Source organism: Pseudomonas hunanensis (assembly GCF_013393325.1).
GTDB classification, from domain to species: Bacteria; Pseudomonadota; Gammaproteobacteria; order Pseudomonadales; family Pseudomonadaceae; genus Aquipseudomonas; species Aquipseudomonas putida_P.
This window is the reverse complement of sequence record NZ_QJRC01000084.1, coordinates 144,059-163,319: the sequence shown is the minus strand read 5'-3', so window position 1 is coordinate 163,319 and position 19,261 is coordinate 144,059. Positions and strand designations below refer to the sequence as shown.

The 19,261-nt window shown below is 63.0% G+C and carries 16 protein-coding genes, 2 tRNA genes and 1 pseudogene; 14 read left to right on the top strand and 5 right to left on the bottom strand.

The window, feature by feature from the left end:
• Positions 1-2: 2 nt before the first annotated feature.
• Entirely contained in the window at positions 3-1,067 is a 1,065-nt protein-coding gene (queG, locus tag DM807_RS11880) for a tRNA epoxyqueuosine(34) reductase QueG (protein WP_012274463.1), read from the bottom strand.
• Between the two features lie 65 nt (positions 1,068-1,132).
• On the opposite strand from queG, the gene DM807_RS11875 reads away from it, so the two are divergent.
• The 14 genes and pseudogenes from DM807_RS11875 to DM807_RS11815 all read left to right on the top strand — a co-directional run bounded on the left by DM807_RS11875 (position 1,133) and on the right by DM807_RS11815 (position 16,102).
• Entirely contained in the window at positions 1,133-1,993 is an 861-nt protein-coding gene (locus DM807_RS11875; RefSeq protein ID WP_041166606.1) for an NAD(P)H-hydrate dehydratase, read from the top strand.
• Positions 1,994-1,995: 2 nt separating this feature from the next.
• Entirely contained in the window at positions 1,996-2,454 is a 459-nt protein-coding gene (tsaE, locus tag DM807_RS11870) for a tRNA (adenosine(37)-N6)-threonylcarbamoyltransferase complex ATPase subunit type 1 TsaE (RefSeq protein WP_256667174.1), read from the top strand.
• Positions 2,455-2,465: 11 nt separating this feature from the next.
• Positions 2,466-3,896, top strand: a complete 1,431-nt coding sequence (locus tag DM807_RS11865; RefSeq protein WP_060493949.1) for an N-acetylmuramoyl-L-alanine amidase — start codon at positions 2,466-2,468, stop codon at positions 3,894-3,896.
• Positions 3,896-5,794: a DNA mismatch repair endonuclease MutL gene (mutL, locus tag DM807_RS11860; RefSeq protein WP_012274459.1), complete on the top strand. Its 1,899-nt coding sequence runs from the start codon at positions 3,896-3,898 to the stop codon at positions 5,792-5,794. The genes DM807_RS11865 and mutL overlap by 1 nt, the downstream gene beginning before the upstream one ends.
• A gap of 1 nt (position 5,795) precedes the next feature.
• On the top strand, positions 5,796-6,767 hold the full coding sequence (gene miaA, locus DM807_RS11855; protein WP_012274458.1) for a tRNA (adenosine(37)-N6)-dimethylallyltransferase MiaA: 972 nt from the start codon (positions 5,796-5,798) through the stop codon (positions 6,765-6,767).
• Positions 6,768-6,861: 94 nt separating this feature from the next.
• Complete coding sequence (gene hfq, locus DM807_RS11850; RefSeq protein WP_012274457.1) at positions 6,862-7,122, top strand: RNA chaperone Hfq; 261 nt, start codon at positions 6,862-6,864, stop codon at positions 7,120-7,122.
• A gap of 12 nt (positions 7,123-7,134) precedes the next feature.
• Positions 7,135-8,436, top strand: coding sequence for a ribosome rescue GTPase HflX (gene hflX / locus DM807_RS11845; RefSeq protein WP_012274456.1), 1,302 nt, complete (start codon positions 7,135-7,137; stop codon positions 8,434-8,436).
• 96 nt (positions 8,437-8,532) lie between these two features.
• A complete protein-coding gene (gene hflK / locus DM807_RS11840) occupies positions 8,533-9,714 on the top strand; it encodes an FtsH protease activity modulator HflK (RefSeq protein WP_012274455.1) in 1,182 nt (393 codons plus the stop codon).
• A complete protein-coding gene (gene hflC / locus DM807_RS11835; protein ID WP_012274454.1) occupies positions 9,714-10,583 on the top strand; it encodes a protease modulator HflC in 870 nt (289 codons plus the stop codon). The genes hflK and hflC overlap by 1 nt, the downstream gene beginning before the upstream one ends.
• A gap of 301 nt (positions 10,584-10,884) precedes the next feature.
• Positions 10,885-12,072 carry an ATP phosphoribosyltransferase regulatory subunit gene (locus tag DM807_RS11830; RefSeq protein WP_060494316.1) on the top strand — a complete coding sequence of 396 codons (1,188 nt, stop codon included), beginning with the start codon at positions 10,885-10,887 and terminating at the stop codon, positions 12,070-12,072.
• Between the two features lie 56 nt (positions 12,073-12,128).
• Positions 12,129-13,421 carry an adenylosuccinate synthase gene (locus tag DM807_RS11825; RefSeq protein ID WP_003249542.1) on the top strand — a complete coding sequence of 431 codons (1,293 nt, stop codon included), beginning with the start codon at positions 12,129-12,131 and terminating at the stop codon, positions 13,419-13,421.
• 522 nt (positions 13,422-13,943) lie between these two features.
• Positions 13,944-14,636: pseudogene (locus DM807_RS28110) on the top strand (methyl-accepting chemotaxis protein); the annotation flags it as partial.
• Between the two features lie 21 nt (positions 14,637-14,657).
• Complete coding sequence (locus DM807_RS28105) at positions 14,658-15,542, top strand: methyl-accepting chemotaxis protein (RefSeq protein ID WP_370739372.1); 885 nt, start codon at positions 14,658-14,660, stop codon at positions 15,540-15,542.
• A gap of 89 nt (positions 15,543-15,631) precedes the next feature.
• Positions 15,632-16,102: a DUF2867 domain-containing protein gene (locus DM807_RS11815; protein ID WP_012274451.1), complete on the top strand. Its 471-nt coding sequence runs from the start codon at positions 15,632-15,634 to the stop codon at positions 16,100-16,102.
• Between the two features lie 50 nt (positions 16,103-16,152).
• On the opposite strand, the gene DM807_RS11810 is transcribed toward DM807_RS11815, so the two are convergent.
• From DM807_RS11810 to DM807_RS11795, 4 genes are all read right to left on the bottom strand, one after another.
• Positions 16,153-17,718, bottom strand: a complete 1,566-nt coding sequence (locus DM807_RS11810; protein ID WP_060514286.1) for an ABC transporter permease — start codon at positions 17,716-17,718, stop codon at positions 16,153-16,155.
• Complete coding sequence (locus DM807_RS11805) at positions 17,718-18,731, bottom strand: extracellular solute-binding protein (RefSeq protein WP_012274449.1); 1,014 nt, start codon at positions 18,729-18,731, stop codon at positions 17,718-17,720. Before DM807_RS11805 ends, DM807_RS11810 begins: the two co-directional genes overlap by 1 nt.
• A 199-nt stretch (positions 18,732-18,930) precedes the next feature.
• Positions 18,931-19,017: transfer RNA gene (locus DM807_RS11800), tRNA-Leu, on the bottom strand.
• Positions 19,018-19,105: 88 nt separating this feature from the next.
• Positions 19,106-19,192, bottom strand: a tRNA-Leu gene (locus DM807_RS11795).
• Positions 19,193-19,261: the final 69 nt, after the last annotated feature.

Here is a 19,261-nt window from a genome sequence, read left to right as displayed (position 1 = left end):
AGCTACTGAATGTCGTGTCGGGCCAGCGCCCATTCAACGTGCTCGCGTACCAGCTCAGATGCATCTTCACGCCGCGCCTTCAGTGCCTCTATCACTGGAATCGTGGACGGCGCATTGCCCAACCCCACCGCCAGGTTGCGCAAGAACCGTTCATACCCCGCCCGCCGCAACGGCCCACCTTCGGTCTTGCGCAGGAAGGTGCGTTCATCCCACAGGAACATTTCCGCCAACTCGGCATTCTCCAGCCCGTGCCGTGGTTGGAAATCCTGCTCCTGGCTGTGCTTGGCGAAGCGGTTCCAGGGGCAGACGATCTGGCAGTCGTCGCAACCGAACACCCGGTTGCCCATCTTCGCGCGCAGCTCGACAGGGATCGCGCCCCTCAGCTCGATGGTCAGGTACGAGATGCAGCGCCGTGCATCCAGCACATAGGGCCCGACAAACGCCTGGGTCGGGCAGATGTCCAGGCAGGCCTGGCACCGCCCGCAGTGCTCGCTGGTGGTGGCTTCGTCCACCGGCAACGGCAGGTCGACAAACAGTTCGGCAAGGAAGAAATAGCTACCCGCCTTGCGGTTGAGCAACAGCGTGTTCTTGCCGATCCAGCCCAGCCCGGCCTGTTCGGCCAAGGCCTTTTCCAGCACCGGGGCGCTGTCGACGAAGGCGCGGTACCCGAACGGGCCGATGGCTTCCTGAATACGATCGGCAAGGAACTGCACGCGCTTGCGCACCAGTTTGTGGTAGTCCCGGCCCAGCGCATAGCGCGAAATGTAGGCCTTTTCCGGTTGTGCCAGGCGCTGCGCCATTTGTGTGTCGCCAGGCAGGTAGTCCATGCGCAGCGAGACCACGCGTACCGTGCCGGGGATCAGTTGGTCGGGGTGTGACCTTTTGCTGCCGTGGGCGCCCAGGTATTCCATTTCGCCCTGGTAGCCGGCGTCGAGCCAGCGCTGCAGGTGGTGTTCGTGTTCGCCAAGGTCAACCCCGGCGATGCCAACATGGGCAAAACCGAGTTCCTGGCCCCAAATCTTGATCGATTGGGCCAGTTGGGCGAGGTCAGGTGTAGAGGCGGACATGGATGGGCAAGGCAATACGGGCTCAGGTGCGTATAATTCTGCCAGACATTGGAGCCTTTGACCCCATGCCGCAGACCAAACACCCCAGCAATGCCCCTCAATTGCTCAGCAGCGTGACCGTGGCGCACCTGCCGGCACGCCACGCGCTTGCCCATAAAGGTGACTTTGGCCATGTGCTGGTGGTCGGTGGCGACCTCGGCACGGGTGGCGCCGTATTGCTCAGTGCCGAAGCCGCCCTGCGTTGCGGGGCCGGGCTGGTCAGCGTGGCAACCCGGCCGGAGCATGTAGCGGCCAGCCTGGCGCGCCTGCCCGAAGTCATGTGCCTTGGCGCCAGTTCGGCCAACCAGCTGATGGGCGTGCTGGAGCGCGCCTCGGTGCTGGTGGTCGGTCCGGGCCTCGGGCAGGCGGCGTGGGGCCGCAGCCTGTTGTCGGCGGTGGCCAACGCCGAGCGGCCGCAGGTGTGGGATGCCGATGCCCTGAATTTGCTGGCGCGCACCCCGCTGGCCTTGCCCAGTGGCAGTATCCTCACCCCTCACCCGGGGGAGGCGGCGCGGCTGCTGGGCATTTCCACCGAGGCCGTGCAGGCCGACCGCCCAGGGGCTGCGCGCAAGTTGGCGCGCCGTTACAACAGCGTCTGCGTACTCAAAGGTGCCGGCACCCTGGTGGCCGCACCGGCCGGGCAACTGGCGCTATGCGAGCGCGGCCACCCGGCGATGGCTGGCGCCGGGCTGGGCGACGTGCTGACCGGCGTGCTGGCGGCACTGTTGGCCCAAGGCCTGGACGCCTGGAGCGCGGGTTGCTTGGGAACATGGCTGCACGCCTGTGCGGGCGAGCGTCTGGGGGTAAAAGGTAGAGGCCTGGCGGCCAGTGATCTGGCGCCGGTCATTCGTGAGTTGTTGGAGGAGCATTCTGCGTGTCTGGCTTAAATCTGTTTCTGGCCGATGAAGCGGCCACGGTCGACTTCGGTGCAAAAATGGCCGAGGTGACCGGTGGTCGCGGCGTGATCTTTCTTGAAGGCGACCTGGGGGCGGGCAAGACTACGCTTTCCCGGGGGCTGATCCGTGGCCTGGGCCATACTGGTGCAGTGAAAAGCCCGACCTTTACCGTGGTCGAACCCTACGAAATCGGCGAGGTCCGAGCCTTTCACTTCGACCTGTATCGCCTGGTCGACCCGGAGGAGCTTGAGTTCATGGGTATTCGTGATTATTTCGAGGGCGACCCGCTGTGCCTGTTCGAGTGGCCACAAAAGGGTGCGGGCGTTTTGCCAAAGCCTGACCTGACCATTACCATAAGCCCCCAAGCGGGCGGACGCTCGCTGATCCTTTCGCCGCAGGGGGCTCGCGGCGAGGCCTGGTGCGTGGCACTGGCCGAACACTATAAACAGTAAGTGGGGTAGGTATGCGCATACGCGCACTGGTCGCCATCGTTGGGCTGCTGCTGACAACGGTGACCGTTGACGCTCTGGCCGTCACACAAGTCAAGAGCATGCGCCTGTGGCGCGCGCCAGACAACACGCGGCTGGTCTTCGACCTGTCTGGCCCCGTGCAGCACAGCGTCTTCACCTTGAGCGCACCGGATCGTCTGGTTATCGACATCAATGGTGCGACCCTGGCCGCGCCATTGAACGTGGCCACCTCCAACACGCCGATCAGCAGCGTGCGTTCGGCACAACGTACCCCGACCGACCTGCGCGTGGTGGTCGACCTGAAAAAGTCGGTTACCCCAAAAAGCTTCACCTTGGCGCCCAATGCCCAGTACGGCAATCGCCTGGTGGTCGACCTGTACGACCAGGAAGCCGACGCCATTGCAGCCAGCGCGCCACCTCCTGCCCCGACCCCGGTACAAACACCTGCGACCACGCCTGCGGTGCCGGTAAGCCCGGCCCAGCCTGCCATCAAGCTGCCACCGGTGCCGAGCGGCAAGCGTGAAATCGTTGTGGCCATCGATGCCGGTCACGGTGGCGAAGACCCCGGTGCATCCGGTTCGCGTGGCCAGCATGAAAAAGACATCGTGCTGCAGATCGCCAAGGAACTGCAGCGCCAGATCAACAGCGAACGCGGCTTCCGGGCGGAGCTGACCCGCACTGGCGACTACTTCATTCCACTGCGTAAACGCACGGAAATCGCCCGCAAGAAGGGCGCCGACCTGTTCATTTCGATCCACGCCGACGCCGCGCCGTCGCGTGCGGCCTTTGGCGCCTCGGTATTTGCCCTGTCCGACCGCGGCGCCACTTCCGAGACTGCGCGCTGGCTGGCCGACACGGAAAACCGCTCCGACCTGATCGGTGGTGCGGGTAACGTCAGCCTCGACGACAAGGACCGTATGCTCGCGGGGGTGCTGCTCGACCTCTCCATGACCGCCACGCTCAGCTCCAGCCTCAATGTGGGGCAGAAAGTGCTGGGCAACATGGGGCGTGTCACCTCGCTGCACAAACAGCGCGTGGAACAGGCCGGCTTCATGGTGCTGAAGTCGCCGGATATTCCGTCGATCCTGGTTGAAACCGGGTTCATTTCGAATAACAACGAAGCCGCCAAGCTGGCCACTGCGAGCCACCAGCAAGCCCTGGCCCGCTCGATCCACACCGGTGTACGCCAGTACTTCCAGCAGAACCCGCCGCCAGGCACTTATATCGCCTGGCTGCGCGACACCGGCAAGATTGCGGCTGGGCCGCGTGAGCACACCGTCCGGCCTGGCGAAACCCTGGCGATGCTGGCTGTACGCTACCAGGTCAGCGTGGCCAGCCTGCGCAGCACCAACAGCCTCAAGACCGATGAGCTGAAGGTCGGCCAACGCCTTGATGTACCCGCCACGACCCTGGCGGCGCAATAATGAGCGGCGGTTCGCGCATTCAGCTGCTTAGCCCGCGGCTGGCCAACCAGATTGCCGCCGGCGAGGTTGTCGAGCGGCCGGCTTCTGTCGCCAAGGAATTGCTGGAAAACAGCCTGGACTCCGGTGCCCGGCGCATCGATGTGGAAGTGGAGCAGGGCGGCGTCAAGCTGCTGAAGGTACGGGACGATGGCAGCGGTATTTCTGCCGATGACCTGCCGCTGGCCCTGGCGCGTCACGCCACCAGCAAGATTCGTGAGCTGGAGGACCTGGAAGGCGTCATGAGCCTGGGCTTCCGTGGCGAGGCGCTGGCCTCGATCAGCTCGGTGGCGCGTTTGACCATGACCTCCCGTACTGCCAGTGCCAGCGAGGCCTGGCAGGTGGAAACCGAAGGCCGCGACATGACCCCACGGGTGCAGCCAGCGGCGCACCCGGTCGGGACCTCGGTGGAAGTGCGCGACCTGTTCTTCAATACCCCGGCCCGGCGCAAGTTCCTCAAGGCCGAAAAAACCGAATTCGACCACCTGCAGGAAGTGATCCGCCGGCTGGCGCTGGCGCGTTTCGATGTCGGCTTCCACCTGCGCCACAACGGCAAGAGCATCCTCAGCCTGCACGAGGCTCACGACGAAACCGCCCGTGCACGGCGGGTGGGTGCCATCTGCGGCCCTGGCTTCATGGAGCAGGCGCTGCCGATCGACGTCGAGCGCAACGGCCTGCGCCTGTGGGGCTGGGTTGGCCTGCCGACGTTCTCGCGCAGCCAGGCCGACTTGCAGTACTTCTTCGTCAATGGCCGTGCGGTGCGCGACAAGCTGGTCGCCCACGCCGTGCGCCAGGCCTACCGCGATGTGTTGTTCAATGGTCGTCACCCCACGTTCGTGCTGTTCCTGGAGCTGGAGCCCAACGGCGTCGATGTGAACGTGCACCCGACCAAGCATGAAGTGCGCTTCCGCGAAGGGCGCTCGGTGCACGATTTCCTGTATGGCACTTTGCACCGAGCCCTGGCTGATGTTCGCCCGGAAGACCAACTGGCCGCGCCTGCCGCCGTGCCCGAGCTGGCTCGCCCCACTGGCCAGCAGGCTGGTGAGTTCGGCCCCCAGGGTGAAATGCGCCTGGCCTCGCCGGTGCTCGAACAGCCGCGAGCCCCGCAACAGTCATTTTCCAATGGCGGCAGTGGCGCCGGTTACCAGTACCAGTACACCCCGCGTCCTTCGCAGCCGCTGCCGGCCGCCGAGGCGCAGGCGGTGTATCGCGAGTTCTACAAGCCGTTGGACAACGGTGCCGCAGCTGCGACGGCCTTGCCCGAAAGCCAAGGTGACATTCCCCCGCTTGGCTACGCGCTGGCGCAGCTCAAGGGTATCTACATCCTGGCCGAGAATGCCGTCGGCCTGGTGCTGGTGGACATGCACGCCGCCCATGAGCGGATCATGTACGAGCGGCTCAAGGTGGCCATGGCCAGCGAGGGCCTCAGTGGCCAGCCGCTGCTGGTGCCGGAAACCCTGGCCCTGAGCCAGCGTGAGGCCGACTGTGCCGAAGAGCATGCTCAGTGGTTCCAGCGCCTGGGCTTCGAATTGCAACGCCTGGGCCCCGAGACCTTGGCGGTTCGCCAGATCCCGGCCTTGCTCAAGCAGGCCGAGGCCAACCGCCTGGTGCAGGACGTGCTGGCCGACTTGATGGAATACGGCACCAGCGACCGTATTCAGGCGCACCTCAACGAACTGCTCGGTACCATGGCCTGCCATGGCGCCGTGCGCGCCAACCGGCGCCTGGCAATTCCCGAGATGAACGCCCTGCTGCGCGACATGGAAAACACCGAGCGCAGCGGCCAGTGCAACCATGGCCGTCCCACCTGGACCCAGATGGGCCTGGACGACCTGGACAAACTCTTCCTGCGCGGTCGATGAAATGAGCAGCAAGCCCCCTGCAATATTCCTGATGGGCCCGACGGCGGCCGGCAAGACCGACCTGGCCATCGAGCTGACCAAAGTGCTGCCCTGTGAACTGATCAGCGTCGATTCGGCACTGGTCTACCGGGGCATGGACATCGGCTCGGCCAAACCCTCGAAAGAAATCCTCGCCGCTCACCCGCACCGGCTGATCGACATTCGTGACCCGGCCGAGAGCTATTCGGCCGCACAGTTCCGTGCCGATGCCTTGGAGGCCATGGCCGAGATCACTGCGCGCGGCAAGATCCCGTTGCTGGTCGGCGGCACCATGCTCTATTACAAGGCGTTGATCGATGGCCTGGCCGACATGCCGGCGGCTGATGCCGCAGTGCGCGCCGAGCTGGAAGCCCAGGCCGAAGCCTTGGGGCTGGCCGAGTTGCACCGTCAACTGGCCGAGGTCGACCCGGTGTCGGCGGCGCGCATCCACCCCAACGACCCGCAGCGGCTGATCCGGGCGCTGGAGGTATACCGGGTGAGCGGCGAGAGCATGACGGCCCATCGTCAACGTCAATTCGCGGAAAGTCGCGGCGCAGACGCAGGCGCTGGCGGACATTTGCCCTATACTGTCGCCAGTTTGGCGATTGCTCCTACAGATCGTCACATTTTGCATCAGCGAATTGCGTTACGATTTTCGCAGATGCTGGAACAGGGCTTCGTTGAGGAGGTCCGATCGCTGCGAGCCAGAAGTGACTTGCACGCCGGGCTGCCGTCTATACGGGCAGTGGGTTATCGGCAAGTCTGGGATTACCTGGACGGCAAGCTGACTGAGAATGAGATGCGTGAACGCGGTATCATTGCTACTCGGCAGCTGGCCAAACGGCAGTTCACCTGGTTGCGTGGCTGGCCTGAAGTGCACTGGCTTGACAGCCTGGCCTGCGACAATCTGTCCCGCACCTTGAAATACCTTGGGGCCATCTCCATATTGAGCTGAGTCCCTGCTGATTGCCGTCTATTCTTGCGAAGGGGCGGCCTAATTTATCGATTTTATTGATTTTCTATTATTTATCCTTACAGGAGTGCGGCATATGTCAAAAGGGCATTCGCTACAAGACCCTTACTTGAACACCTTGAGAAAAGAAAAGGTCCCGGTATCCATCTACCTGGTCAACGGTATCAAGCTGCAGGGTTCGATCGAATCGTTCGACCAGTTCGTGGTTCTGCTGAAGAACACCGTCAGCCAGATGGTCTACAAGCACGCCATTTCGACCGTGGTTCCGGCCCGTCCGGTCCGCCTGCCAAGCCCGACCGATGGCGAGCACGGCGACAGCGAGCCAGGCAACGCCTGATAGGAGCCTGCATTGTTCTTTGAGCGCCACGGTGGTGGTGAGCGAGCGTTGCTCGTTCACTTGGAAGGTCAGAACCCTGAGGCGCGCGAAGACCCGCAGGAGTTTCAGGAGTTGGCATTGTCGGCCGGTGCCGACATCGTCTCGCTGGTCACGGTGACAAGGCATCAGCCTTCCGCCAAATACCTGATTGGCAGTGGCAAGGTCGAGGAATTGCACGACCTGGTCCATGCCGAGCAGGTAGACCTGGTGATTTTCAATCACACCCTCACGCCCAGTCAGGAGCGCAACCTTGAACGTGTGTTCGAGTGTCGTGTGCTCGACCGTACCGGGCTGATCCTCGATATCTTCGCCCAACGGGCGCGTACCCATGAAGGCAAGCTGCAGGTCGAACTGGCCCAGCTGGAGCACATGAGCACGCGGCTGGTGCGCGGCTGGACTCACCTTGAGCGACAGAAAGGTGGTATCGGCCTGCGCGGCCCGGGTGAAACGCAGCTCGAAACCGACCGCCGACTGTTGCGGGTGCGCATACGTCAGATCAAGTCACGCCTGGAGAAAGTGCGCAGCCAGCGCGAGCAGGCGCGGCGTGGACGCAAGCGTGCGGATATTCCGTCCGTGTCGCTGGTGGGTTACACCAACGCCGGCAAGTCCACACTGTTCAACGCCCTGACCGAGTCCGAGGTGTACGCTGCGGACCAGCTGTTCGCCACCCTCGACCCGACCCTGCGCCGGCTCGAGCTCAATGACCTGGGGCCAATCGTGCTGGCCGACACCGTGGGCTTCATTCGCCACCTGCCGCACAAGCTGGTCGAGGCATTTCGGGCTACGCTCGAAGAGTCGAGCAACTCCGACCTGTTGCTGCATGTGATCGACGCCCATGAGCCAGAGCGCATGGAGCAGATCGAGCAGGTGCTGGCCGTGTTGGGCGAGATTGGCGCTGAAGGCTTGCCGATCCTCGAGGTGTATAACAAACTCGACCTGCTCGAAGATGTCGAGCCACAGATCCAGCGCAACGCCGATGGCAAGCCGGAACGGGTCTGGGTATCGGCACGCGATGGGCGTGGCCTGGAGCTGGTTGGCCAGGCGGTTGCCGAGTTGCTGGGGGATGATCTGTTTGTCGGTACCCTGTGCCTGGAGCAGCGTTTTGCCCGCTTGCGCGCGCAATTCTTTGCCCTGGGTGCCGTGCAGAGTGAAGAGCATGATGAAGAAGGGCGCAGCCTGCTGAGCGTGCGACTGCCCATGGTCGAACTGAATCGCCTGGTCAGCCGCGAAGGCATGGAGCCGCAAGTGTTTGTCGAGCAACACACTTTGCAATAAATGCTCGTCGAGGTCGCCGGGCAGCAGTGACAGGCATTCTGTAGCATTGGACGGCGCGCCGTGGGCGCGTCTTTGCTTTATCAGATGGAGAGCGCTATGGCTTGGAACGAGCCGGGTGGCAACTCGAACAATCAGGATCCCTGGGGCGGCCGCCGTGGTGGCGGTGGCGGTGGTGGTGACAAAAAAGGTCCGCCGGATCTGGACGAGGCCTTCCGCAAACTGCAGGACAGCCTCAACGGCATGTTCGGCGGTAGCAAAAAACGTGGCGGCGGTGACCGCAATGTCGGCAAGGGCGGTGGCCTGGGCCTGCTGGGCATTGGCCTGGCGGTACTGGCGGCCATCTGGCTGTACAGCGCCGTGTACGTGGTCGACGAGCAGGAGCAGGCCGTGGTGCTGCGCTTCGGCAAGTACTACGAGACGGTCGGTCCCGGCCTGAACATCTACTTCCCGCCGATCGATCGCAAGTACATGGAAAACGTCACGCGCGAGCGTGCCTATACCAAGCAGGGCCAGATGCTGACCGAAGACGAGAACATCGTCGAGGTGCCGCTGACCGTCCAGTACAAGATCAGCAACCTTCAGGACTTCGTGCTCAACGTCGACCAGCCTGAGGTGAGCCTGCAGCACGCGACCGACAGTGCCTTGCGCCACGTGGTGGGTTCCACCTCGATGGACCAGGTGCTGACCGAAGGCCGTGAACAGATGGCCGTGGATATCCGCGAACGTCTGCAGCGCTTCCTCGACAACTACCGTACCGGTATCACCGTTACCCAGGTCAACGTACAGAGCGCGGCAGCCCCGCGTGAAGTGCAGGAAGCCTTCGATGACGTGATCCGTGCCCGCGAAGACGAGCAGCGTGCCCGCAACCAGGCCGAATCCTACGCCAATGGCGTGGTGCCGGAAGCCCGTGGTCAGGCCCAGCGCATCATCGAGGACGCCAACGGTTACCGCGACGAAGTCATCGCCCGCGCCAAGGGTGAGGCCGACCGTTTCACCAAGCTGGTTGCCGAGTACCACAAGGCACCTGACGTGACCCGTCAGCGTCTGTACCTGGAGACCATGCAAGAGGTCTACAGCAATTCGAGCAAGGTCATGGTGGCGACCAAGGACGGGCAGAACAACCTGCTCTACCTGCCACTGGACAAGATGGTCGAAGGCAGCCGCAACCCGTCCACGCCAAGCAGCACTGTGTCGCCATCGGTCAACGATGCGGCCGCCCGTGCGGCGCAGGACATGCAACAGCAACAGCAGCCGCTGCGTACTAGGGAGAGCCGCTGATGAGCAATAGATCGCTGATCGCCCTGATCGCCGCCGTGGTCCTGGCCATCGTGGCCTGGAACAGCTTCTACATCGTGTCCCAGACCGAACGTGCGGTACTGCTGCGTTTTGGTAAGGTGGTCCAGGCGGACGTTCAGCCTGGCCTGCACGTGAAGATTCCGTACGTGAACCAGGTGCGCAAGTTCGACGCCCGCCTCATGACCCTCGACGCCCCGACCCAGCGGTTCCTGACCCTGGAGAAGAAAGCCGTGATGGTCGACGCCTACGCCAAGTGGCGCGTCAAGGATGCCGAGCGCTTCTACACTGCCACGTCCGGTATGAAGCAGATCGCCGACGAGCGTCTGTCGCGTCGTCTGGAAAGCGGCCTGCGTGACCAGTTCGGTAAACGTACCTTGCACGAGGTGGTTTCCGGTGAACGTGACGCACTGATGGCTGACATCACTGCATCGCTGAACCGCATGGCCAACAAGGAGCTGGGTATCGAGGTGGTCGACGTGCGCGTCAAGGCCATCGACCTGCCGAAGGAAGTCAACCGCAGCGTGTTCGATCGCATGAGCACCGAGCGTGAGCGTGAAGCCCGCGAGCACCGTGCCAAAGGTAACGAGCTGGCTGAAGGTATCCGTGCCGATGCCGACCGTCAGCGCCGTGTGCTGCTGGCCGAGGCCTATCGCGAAGCAGAAGAAACCCGCGGTGATGGTGACGCCCAGGCGGCCGCCATCTATGCCAAGGCCTACAGCCAGGACGCTGATTTCTATGCGTTCCACCGTAGCCTGCAGGCATACCGCGAAAGCTTCTCGAGCAAGAGCGACGTGCTGGTCCTGGACCCGAAGAACGAGTTCTTCCGTTACCTGGACAAGAGCAAGCCGTGATGCTCAGGCCCTGATTTTCATGCAGCGGCGCCCCGCCTGGCAGCTAAAACACCAGGCGGGGTGCATCCTGAATGAAAAGGGGTGTATGATGAGGCAGCCGGGAAATTTCCCGGCTTTTTTGCGTCTGCAAGGTTGATTGGCACCGCGCCAGTTGACGGTTTGGTCAGGTCGCAAGGCAATTCGAGGGTGTCGGGTACGGTGGCTGCGCTGGGATCAGTGCTGCCCGCTGCTGTGCGCGATACCGGCTTTACTGACGGCTCGCCTGCTGGCAAGCCGCCCGGACCAGAGGGGAAATGGCGTAATGGCAACGGTAGACCGCTGGCTGCTGCCAGATGGCATCGAGGAAGTACTGCCACCTGAGGCTGCGCGCATCGAGATCGCGCGTCGCCAGGTGTTGGACCTGTTCCAGAGTTGGGGCTACGAACTGGTCGTCACCCCGCATATCGAGTACCTGGAGTCGCTGCTCACCGGCGCCGGCCAGGACCTGGATCAGCGCACCTTCAAGGTAGTGGACCCGCAGTCCGGCCGCCTGATGGGCTTCCGCGCCGACTTCACTCCGCAGGTGGCGCGTATCGACGCCCATACCCTGCGCCGTGAAGGCCCGAGCCGCCTGTGCTATGCCGGCAGCGTGCTGCACGCTCAGCCGCGTGCACTGTCCACCTCGCGCAGCCCGATCCAGTTGGGCGCTGAACTGTATGGCGATGCCAGCCCGACCAGCGACGTCGAAGTCATCAGCCTGATGCTTGCCACGCTGCAACTGACCGATGTGCCGGACGTGCACATGGACCTGGGCCACGTCGGTATCTACCGCGGCCTGGCCCGTGCTGCCGGCTTGTCCGGCGCGGTCGAGCAGCAGCTGTTCGACGCCCTGCAGCGCAAGGCCGTCGATGAAGTGCAGGCGCTGACCGCTGACCTGCCGAAGGATCTGGGCAACATGCTGCGCGCACTGGTCGAGCTGTGCGGTGGCCGTGAAGTGCTGGCCGACGCCCGCGTGCGCCTGGGCCGTGCCCCGGCCAGCGTGCTGGCGGCGCTGGACGACCTGCTGGCGATCGCTGATCGCCTGGCGTCGCGCTACCCCGACCTGCCGCTGTACTTCGACCTCGGCGAACTGCGCGGTTACAACTATCACACTGGCGTGGTGTTCGCCGTGTTCGTGCCGGGCGAGGGTCAATCGATCGCCCAGGGCGGGCGCTACGACGACATCGGCGCCGACTTTGGCCGGGCACGCCCGGCCACCGGTTTCTCCACGGATTTGAAGACCCTGGTCACACTGGGGCGAGCGGAGGTCGTATTGCCTACGGGCGGCATCTGGATGCCGGACAGTGGCGACGCGGCCCTCTGGCAGCAAGTCTGCCAGTTGCGCAACGAGGGCCAGCGTGTGGTCCAGGCTTTGCCTGGCCAGCCGTTGAGTGCTGCTCTCGAGGCGGATTGTGATCGGCAATTGATTCAGCAAGACGGGCGCTGGCAGGTTCTGCCGCTGGCCCAGTGAGTTTCTGCGTCGGCAACAGGCCGGCAACCAAGTTTGCGTGAATGAGGACCAATGTAATGGGTAAGAATGTCGTCGTCCTGGGCACCCAGTGGGGTGATGAGGGCAAAGGCAAGATCGTCGATCTGCTGACCGAACATGCTGCCGCCGTAGTGCGCTACCAAGGTGGCCACAACGCGGGCCACACCCTGGTGATCAACGGTGAGAAGACCGTTCTGCACCTGATTCCGTCCGGCATCCTGCGTGAAGGCGTACAGTGCCTGATCGGCAACGGCGTGGTCGTTGCCCCGGACGCACTGATGCGTGAAATCACCAAGCTGGAAGAGAAGGGCGTACCGGTGCGCGAGCGCCTGCGCATCTCCCCGGCTGCGCCGCTGATCCTGTCGTACCACGTGGCCCTGGACCAGGCCCGTGAAAAAGCCCGTGGCGAAGCCAAGATCGGCACCACCGGCCGTGGCATCGGCCCAGCCTACGAAGACAAGGTCGCGCGCCGCGGCCTGCGCGTGGGTGACCTGTTCCACCGCGAGCGTTTCGCTGCCAAGCTGGGTGAACTGCTGGACTACCACAACTTCCAGCTGGTGAACTACTACAAAGAGCCGGCCATCGACTTCCAGCAAACCCTGGATGAGTGCATGGCCTACGCCGAACAGCTCAAGCCGATGATGCTCGATGTCACCGCCGAGCTGCACAACCTGCGTCGCGCCGGCAAGGACATCATGTTCGAAGGCGCCCAGGGCTCGCTGCTGGACATCGACCACGGTACCTACCCGTACGTCACCAGCTCCAACACCACTGCTGGCGGTATCTCCACCGGTTCCGGCGTTGGTCCTATGTACCTGGACTACATCCTGGGTATCACCAAGGCCTACACCACTCGCGTAGGTTCCGGTCCGTTCCCGACCGAGCTGTTCGACGAGACCGGCGCTACCCTGGCCAAGCGTGGCCACGAGTTCGGTTCCACCACTGGCCGTGCCCGTCGTTGCGGCTGGTTCGATGCCGTGATCCTGCGTCGCGCCATCGACGTCAACAGCATCTCGGGCATCTGCCTGACCAAGCTGGACGTACTGGACGGCCTGGAAACCATCAACATCTGCGTGGGCTACAAGAACGAGAACGGTGCTGTCATCGACGCGCCTTCCGACGCCGACAGCTACATTGGCCTGGAGCCGGTGTACGAAGAGATGCCAGGCTGGAGCGAGTCGACCCTGGGCGTGAAAACCCTGGAAGAGCTGCCGCAAGCTGCGCGTGACTACATCAAGCGCATTGAAGAGCTGGTCGGCGCACCGATCGACATCATTTCGACCGGCCCGGACCGCAACGAGACCATCGTGCTGCGTCACCCGTTCGCCTGATCTGCCCTCCAGGCTGATCTGACGCCGTGGCCCTGAAAGGGGCCGCGGCGTTTTCATTTGTGGGGCAGGTAACCGCCTTGCTGAACCTTGGCGTTTATCCCTGCTGCCTCCGGCACAACCCTTGCTGTAAGAAGTTTCTGTAGATGCCATCAAAATAGTGGCGCCAGAAAACACGAGGGTTACACCGTGTCTGCCATCCTCTCACTGTTACGAAGCCGCCTCTTGCGGCCTGTGTTTGTTGCCCTTGGTATCGCTCTTTTGGTGCAGGTGCTGGTGGCCGTTGCGCTTACCCGAAGCACAGTCACTGCTCTGGAGGCCGACCTTGGCGAGCGCCTGGGCAATGACAGCCGCCAGCTCGCCAGCGACCTGGAGCAAGCTGGGCAAGATGTGCGCACGGGGCTCGACGGCCTGTCCAGCAGCACCCGTCAGCGCCTGAGTGCAGGGTTGTCGGAACGCCTGCAAAGCGAACAGCAGCAACTGCGCAACACCCTGGAAAAGAACCTCAAGGACTCCGCCAACGACATGGCCGAGCTACTGGCTTCGGTTGCGCCTAGGGCGATCTGGGACAACGATGTGCCGGTACTCTCCGACTTCGCCCGGCGCGCCCAGCGCAACCCTAACGTGCTGTTCGTGGTGTACGACGACGCCCAGGGCCAGCACCTGACCCGCTACCTCAACCGGCAAAACCCGATCAATCAGGCGCTGATGGAAAAGGGCCAAGGCGAGCGTGCGCTGGACAAGGTGATCGATGCCGCCCGGCGCGACCCGGCGGTGTACTTTGTCGAAGCCTCGATCAACCCCAATGGCGCAGAAATCGGCAAGGTGGTGATGGGGGTTTCCACGGCCGGTATCGATCAGGAGCTCAAAGCCCTGGATCAACGCTTTGCGGCACTGATCGCCAGTGGTGAACAGCTGGTTGGTGACAGCCTGGTCGGCGCTGCTGCCGACAGTGGCAAGACCCTGCGCGAACGCCTGGAGAAAGCCCAAGGCAGCGCGGCCGCAATGCAGGCCAATACCGCGCAGACCGTGCGCGAAGCCGCCGCCGAGCTGCGCTGGCGCATCGGTCTGGGCCTGGTGCTGGTTGGCCTGGGCGTACTGTTGGTGGTGGCTTTAGTGCTGGGTCGTCGAGTGTTGAGCAAGCTGCGTTTGTTAATTGGCGCCTTGGACGATCTGGCGGCCGGTGAAGGTGACCTGACCAAGCGCGTGCCGCTCGACAGCCGCGATGAAATTGGCGACATGGCCTCGGCGGTGAACCGCTTTGTCGACAAGCTGCAACCGATCGTGCGCGAGGCGGGTGAAGTGGCGCAGCGCACCGGCGTGGAAATTGGTGCAATGGCCCAGCGCAATGCGGGTGCCGATGCCGCTGCTGCGCTGCAGCGCGATGAAGTGGCGGCCAGCCTGCGTGACCTGTCGAGCATGGCCGATGAGGCTCAGGCCGAAAGCCATGCGATGCAGGCGGCCTTGCAGCAGGTGGTGGATATCCGCCAGGCCACTGACGAGAACAGTCGCACCTCGACCCAGCTCGCCGGCTTGATCGAGAACCTGGCCGGGCAAGTGAATACCGGCTCCCAGGTGATCGAGCGGCTGGCCAAGCAGAGTGAGCAGATCGAAGTGGTGCTGACAGTGATCCATGGCATCGCCGAGCAGACCAATCTGTTGGCCTTGAATGCTGCCATCGAGGCGGCCCGAGCTGGTGAAACCGGGCGCGGTTTTGCCGTGGTAGCCGACGAAGTGCGGGCGCTGGCGAGCAAGACGCAAAGCTCCACCGGGGATATCCAGGCGCATATTGCCGCGTTGCAGAAGGGCGCCAAGGAAGCAGTGGCGACTATCAGCCAGGCCGGGCTCAAGGCCAGCGAAGGGTTGCTGGTGCTGCGTGACAACGAACGCCGGCAACAGTCGGTGCAGGCGGCGGTCGAGCAGGTGCATGCGGCCATTGGCCTTGCTACCCGCGCTGCTGAGCAGCAGGCGAATGGCGCGCAGGCGGTGCGTGGCCGGGTGGAAACCATCCATGCCCAGGCTGAGCGCTCGGCTGAGGTGGTGATGCAGACCACGGCCAGCAGCAAGGTGCTGGATGACTTGGCGGCGCAGTTGCGGGCAAGCCTGGGACAATTCAGGGCATAAGGTGAGCGTTGTGGGAGCGGCACACAGGGCCGTTACTCCGTGGGCGGCATTGCTATGATGGCGGCGACACGTGACAAAAGGAGTTGTTCATGTCCGCCCAACTGGTCGCCGCTCCGGCGGAGCTGGATTTTCTTCATAGCGATGGCATAAACGTCACTGCGCCAATGACTGCCATCAAGGCCTATTACGCCATGACCTCGGACGTGCCGGGCTGGTTGGCTGCAGCCTTCCGCCTGCGCGACTTCATCTCGCGCCGGTTCAACGTCGCTGCTATCCACGGCTTCTCGTCACTTAACCCCGAGCGGGCTCCGGTAGTGGGTGGGCTTCTGGATTTCTTCACCGTTGAGGCGATCAGCGACCAGCAACTGGTCCTGACTTCACGTGACACGCACTTGGCGGTCATGGTGAGCATGGACCTGGATGAAGCAGAGCAAGGCCGGCAGCGCCTTAGCGTCACCACCTCGGTGCAGTGCTTCAATCGTTTCGGTCGCTACTACATGCTGCCTGTCGGCATGGCTCACGGGCCAATCGTGCGGCGCATGCTGCGCAATATCGCGTGATGGCTGGGGTGCCCTCATCGCTGCCTTGCAGGTGATGAGGGCTACACGACTCATGCCTTGTTCAGGTACATCCGCGTGGTCAGCAGATAAACCGGCAGCCCCGACACCACAATCAGCAATGCCGCATAAGGCGCCGCTGCGGCGAATTCGACGTTGGCGGTGTGTGCCCATACCTCGGTCGCCAGGGTGGTCATCCCGGTCGGGCTCAGTAGCAGGGTAGCGGTCAGCTCTTTCATGGCATCCAGGAACACCAGCGCAAACGCTGCCGCCATGGCTGGGAAGATGATTGGCAAGGTCACCCGGCAGAACGCCGCGAAGCTGTTGGCACCCAGCGTGCGCGCGGCTTCCTCCAGCGTCGGCGAGGCCTTGTTCAGCGCGGTGCGCACTGGCGACTGGGCCAATGGCAAGAAGAGCAGCGCATAAGCCAGCAGCAGCAATGCCGTGGTCTGGTACAGCGCCGGCACGTAGTGCAGGGCGAAGAACACCAAGGTCAGGGCAATCACTAGGCCGGGGAGGGCGTGCAACAGGTACGGCAGGCGCTCGGCCCAGATCGCCAGGCGACCTTTGTAACGTACCACCAGGAAGCTGATCGGCAGGGCCAGCAACACACAGAAACCTGCACCGCCAAGTGACACCGACAGCGAAGTGAACAGCGCCTTGGAAATGGCTGCCACCGGGAACGCTGCCGATGAACCGACGCTAAGCCAGTAGCCGAGCATGGCCAGCGGAATACCGCTGCCCAGCACTGCCAAGCCAATGCAGAACAGCTGCGCCAGCACCGCCCAACCCCGCAGCCGCAAGGGTTGCGCGCGCCGCGCTACGCCTTGGCCGATGCGCACATGGCGGGCTTTGCCGCGTACGCGCAGTTCCAACCACAGCATCACCAGGCACATCGCCAGCAGCACAGCAGACAGCATGGCCGCGTTGGCATTGCTGAACTCCAGTTCGAACTGCTGGTAGATGGCCGTGGTGAACGTCTGCAGGCCTAGGATCGACAGCGCGCCAAACTCCACCAGCATATGCAGGGCAATCAGTAGCGCACCGCCGAGCATCGACGGCCAAAGCAGTGGCAGGGTGACCTTGCTGAACACGCCCCAGCGGCTGCAGCCCAGGGTGCGCGCCGATTCCTCAAGCGAGGTGTCGAGGTTGCGCAGGGTCGCGGCAACGGGCAGGAACACCAGCGGATACTTGGACAGGGCCATGACCATGATCGCCCCACCAAGGCCTTCGAAGTCCGAGCTCAGCGACACCCAAGTGAAGCTGCTGACGAACGATGGCACGGCGAACGGCAGGCACAACACCACGCCCCACAGCCGACGGCCGGCCAGGTTGCTGCGCTCCAGCAACCAGGCCAGCGCCAGGCCGACCACCATGCAGGTCAGTGTCACCCCGACCATCAGCATCAGGGTGTTGCGCATCAGCCCCCAGACAAAGGGCCGCCACAGCAGGTGCAAGGCTTCGCGCCAGCCTGCTTCCCAGGCTTTGATGGCGACGTAAGCCAGTGGCAGCAAGCTCATCGCCACCAGGAACAGCACAGGCAGCACCACCCAGATGGACGGGCGCTTGCGGCGCGGAACGAAGCGTACCGGCGCCGGTTCGGACAGAGCGGCAGTCATCAGAGCAGACCGACCTCGCGCTCGAGCTCGATGGCTTCTTCGGCATTACCCAGGTCGGCTGGCGAGATGTTCGGCGGGCGCAGCTCGTTGAACGGCTTCAGGCCACGGTCCGAAACCATGCCCTTGTGCAGCGGGTACTCGGCGGTAGTCTGGGTAATCACGCGTTGGCCCTCTTCGCTGGCCATCCAGTTGAGCAGAGCCTGGGCTTCTTTCGGGTGCTTGCTGGCCTTGACCACGGCCGCGCCAGAGATGGTGACCAGGTTGCCGGCATCGCCGTCGGCCAGGTAGTAGAGCTTGGTGTCCAGCTTGCCGCGCTCGCGTTCAAGCGCGTACCAGTAGTAATTGTTCACCAGGACCGCCGCCACTTCGCCTTTTTCCACGGCTTTGAGGGCGACCATGTTGTTGGTGTAGGTCTTGCCGAAAGCTTTCAGGCCGGTCAGCCATTCTTCGGTGGCTTCGCGGCCATGCATCTTCAGAATGGCCACGGCCTGCTCCTGGAACGCACCACTGGTGGGCACGTAGCCGACGCGGCCTTCCCACTCAGGGTTGGCGAAGTCCATCACCGTGGTTGGCAGGTCTTTTTCGTCGACCTTCTTCGGGTTGTACACCACGATGCGCGTACGGGCCGTGATACCCATCCAGGTGCCGTTGGCGCCAACGTACTCCTTGGGCATCATGTTCGCGGTGGCGTCGTCGATCTTCGCCAGCAGGCCCAGTTCGCCCAGGTTGTTCAGGGGTGGGGACTCTTCGGTGTAGATGATGTCGGCCGGCGAACGGTCGCCTTCCTCGATGATCTGGCTGGCCAGCTGGTTGCTGCTGCCCTTGCGGATGTCGATATGAATACCGGTCTTGGCCTCGTAGGCCTTGGCGATGGCTTCGCCGATTTCCTTGTGCTGACCGTTGTACATGGTCAGGCTGACCGGTGCGTCTGCCATGGCGGCCGGAGCGCCGATGACCAGGCTCAGCACGGCGGCGGCCAAGGTGCGCATCAGCGGTTGCGGGCGGATCGTCATGCGGGTACTTCCTCGCTTACGGCTACATATTTGGAAACAATGGTAAACGAAATCGTTTCTCAAGTGGCCGGGTGACGAGAAATTCATGGTCAGACGATGGTGTAACCGTCGAAATGGGTTTGCACCAATGGCCGAAAGGGGAGGGATGCACAAAACGCAGGCAAGAAAAAACCCACTAGCAAGCTAGTGGGTTTTTGTATGGTGCCCAGGAGAAGACTCGAACTTCCACGACCTTGCGGTCACTGATACCTGAAACCAGCGCGTCTACCAATTCCGCCACCTGGGCAAAGCTTTACATCATCTGCAGAAGGCGACTATCGTTCGCTTTCACACAGTAGTAACAGATCCTTGGTCATCTGTTACTTGAAAATATTTGGTGCCCAGGAGAAGACTCGAACTTCCACGACCTTGCGGTCACTGATACCTGAAACCAGCGCGTCTACCAATTCCGCCACCTGGGCACACATTCGAGATTACAAGATGCTTTACAGCGCCGTTCATCTCTACTACAACTTCGGGGTTGTCCGTCG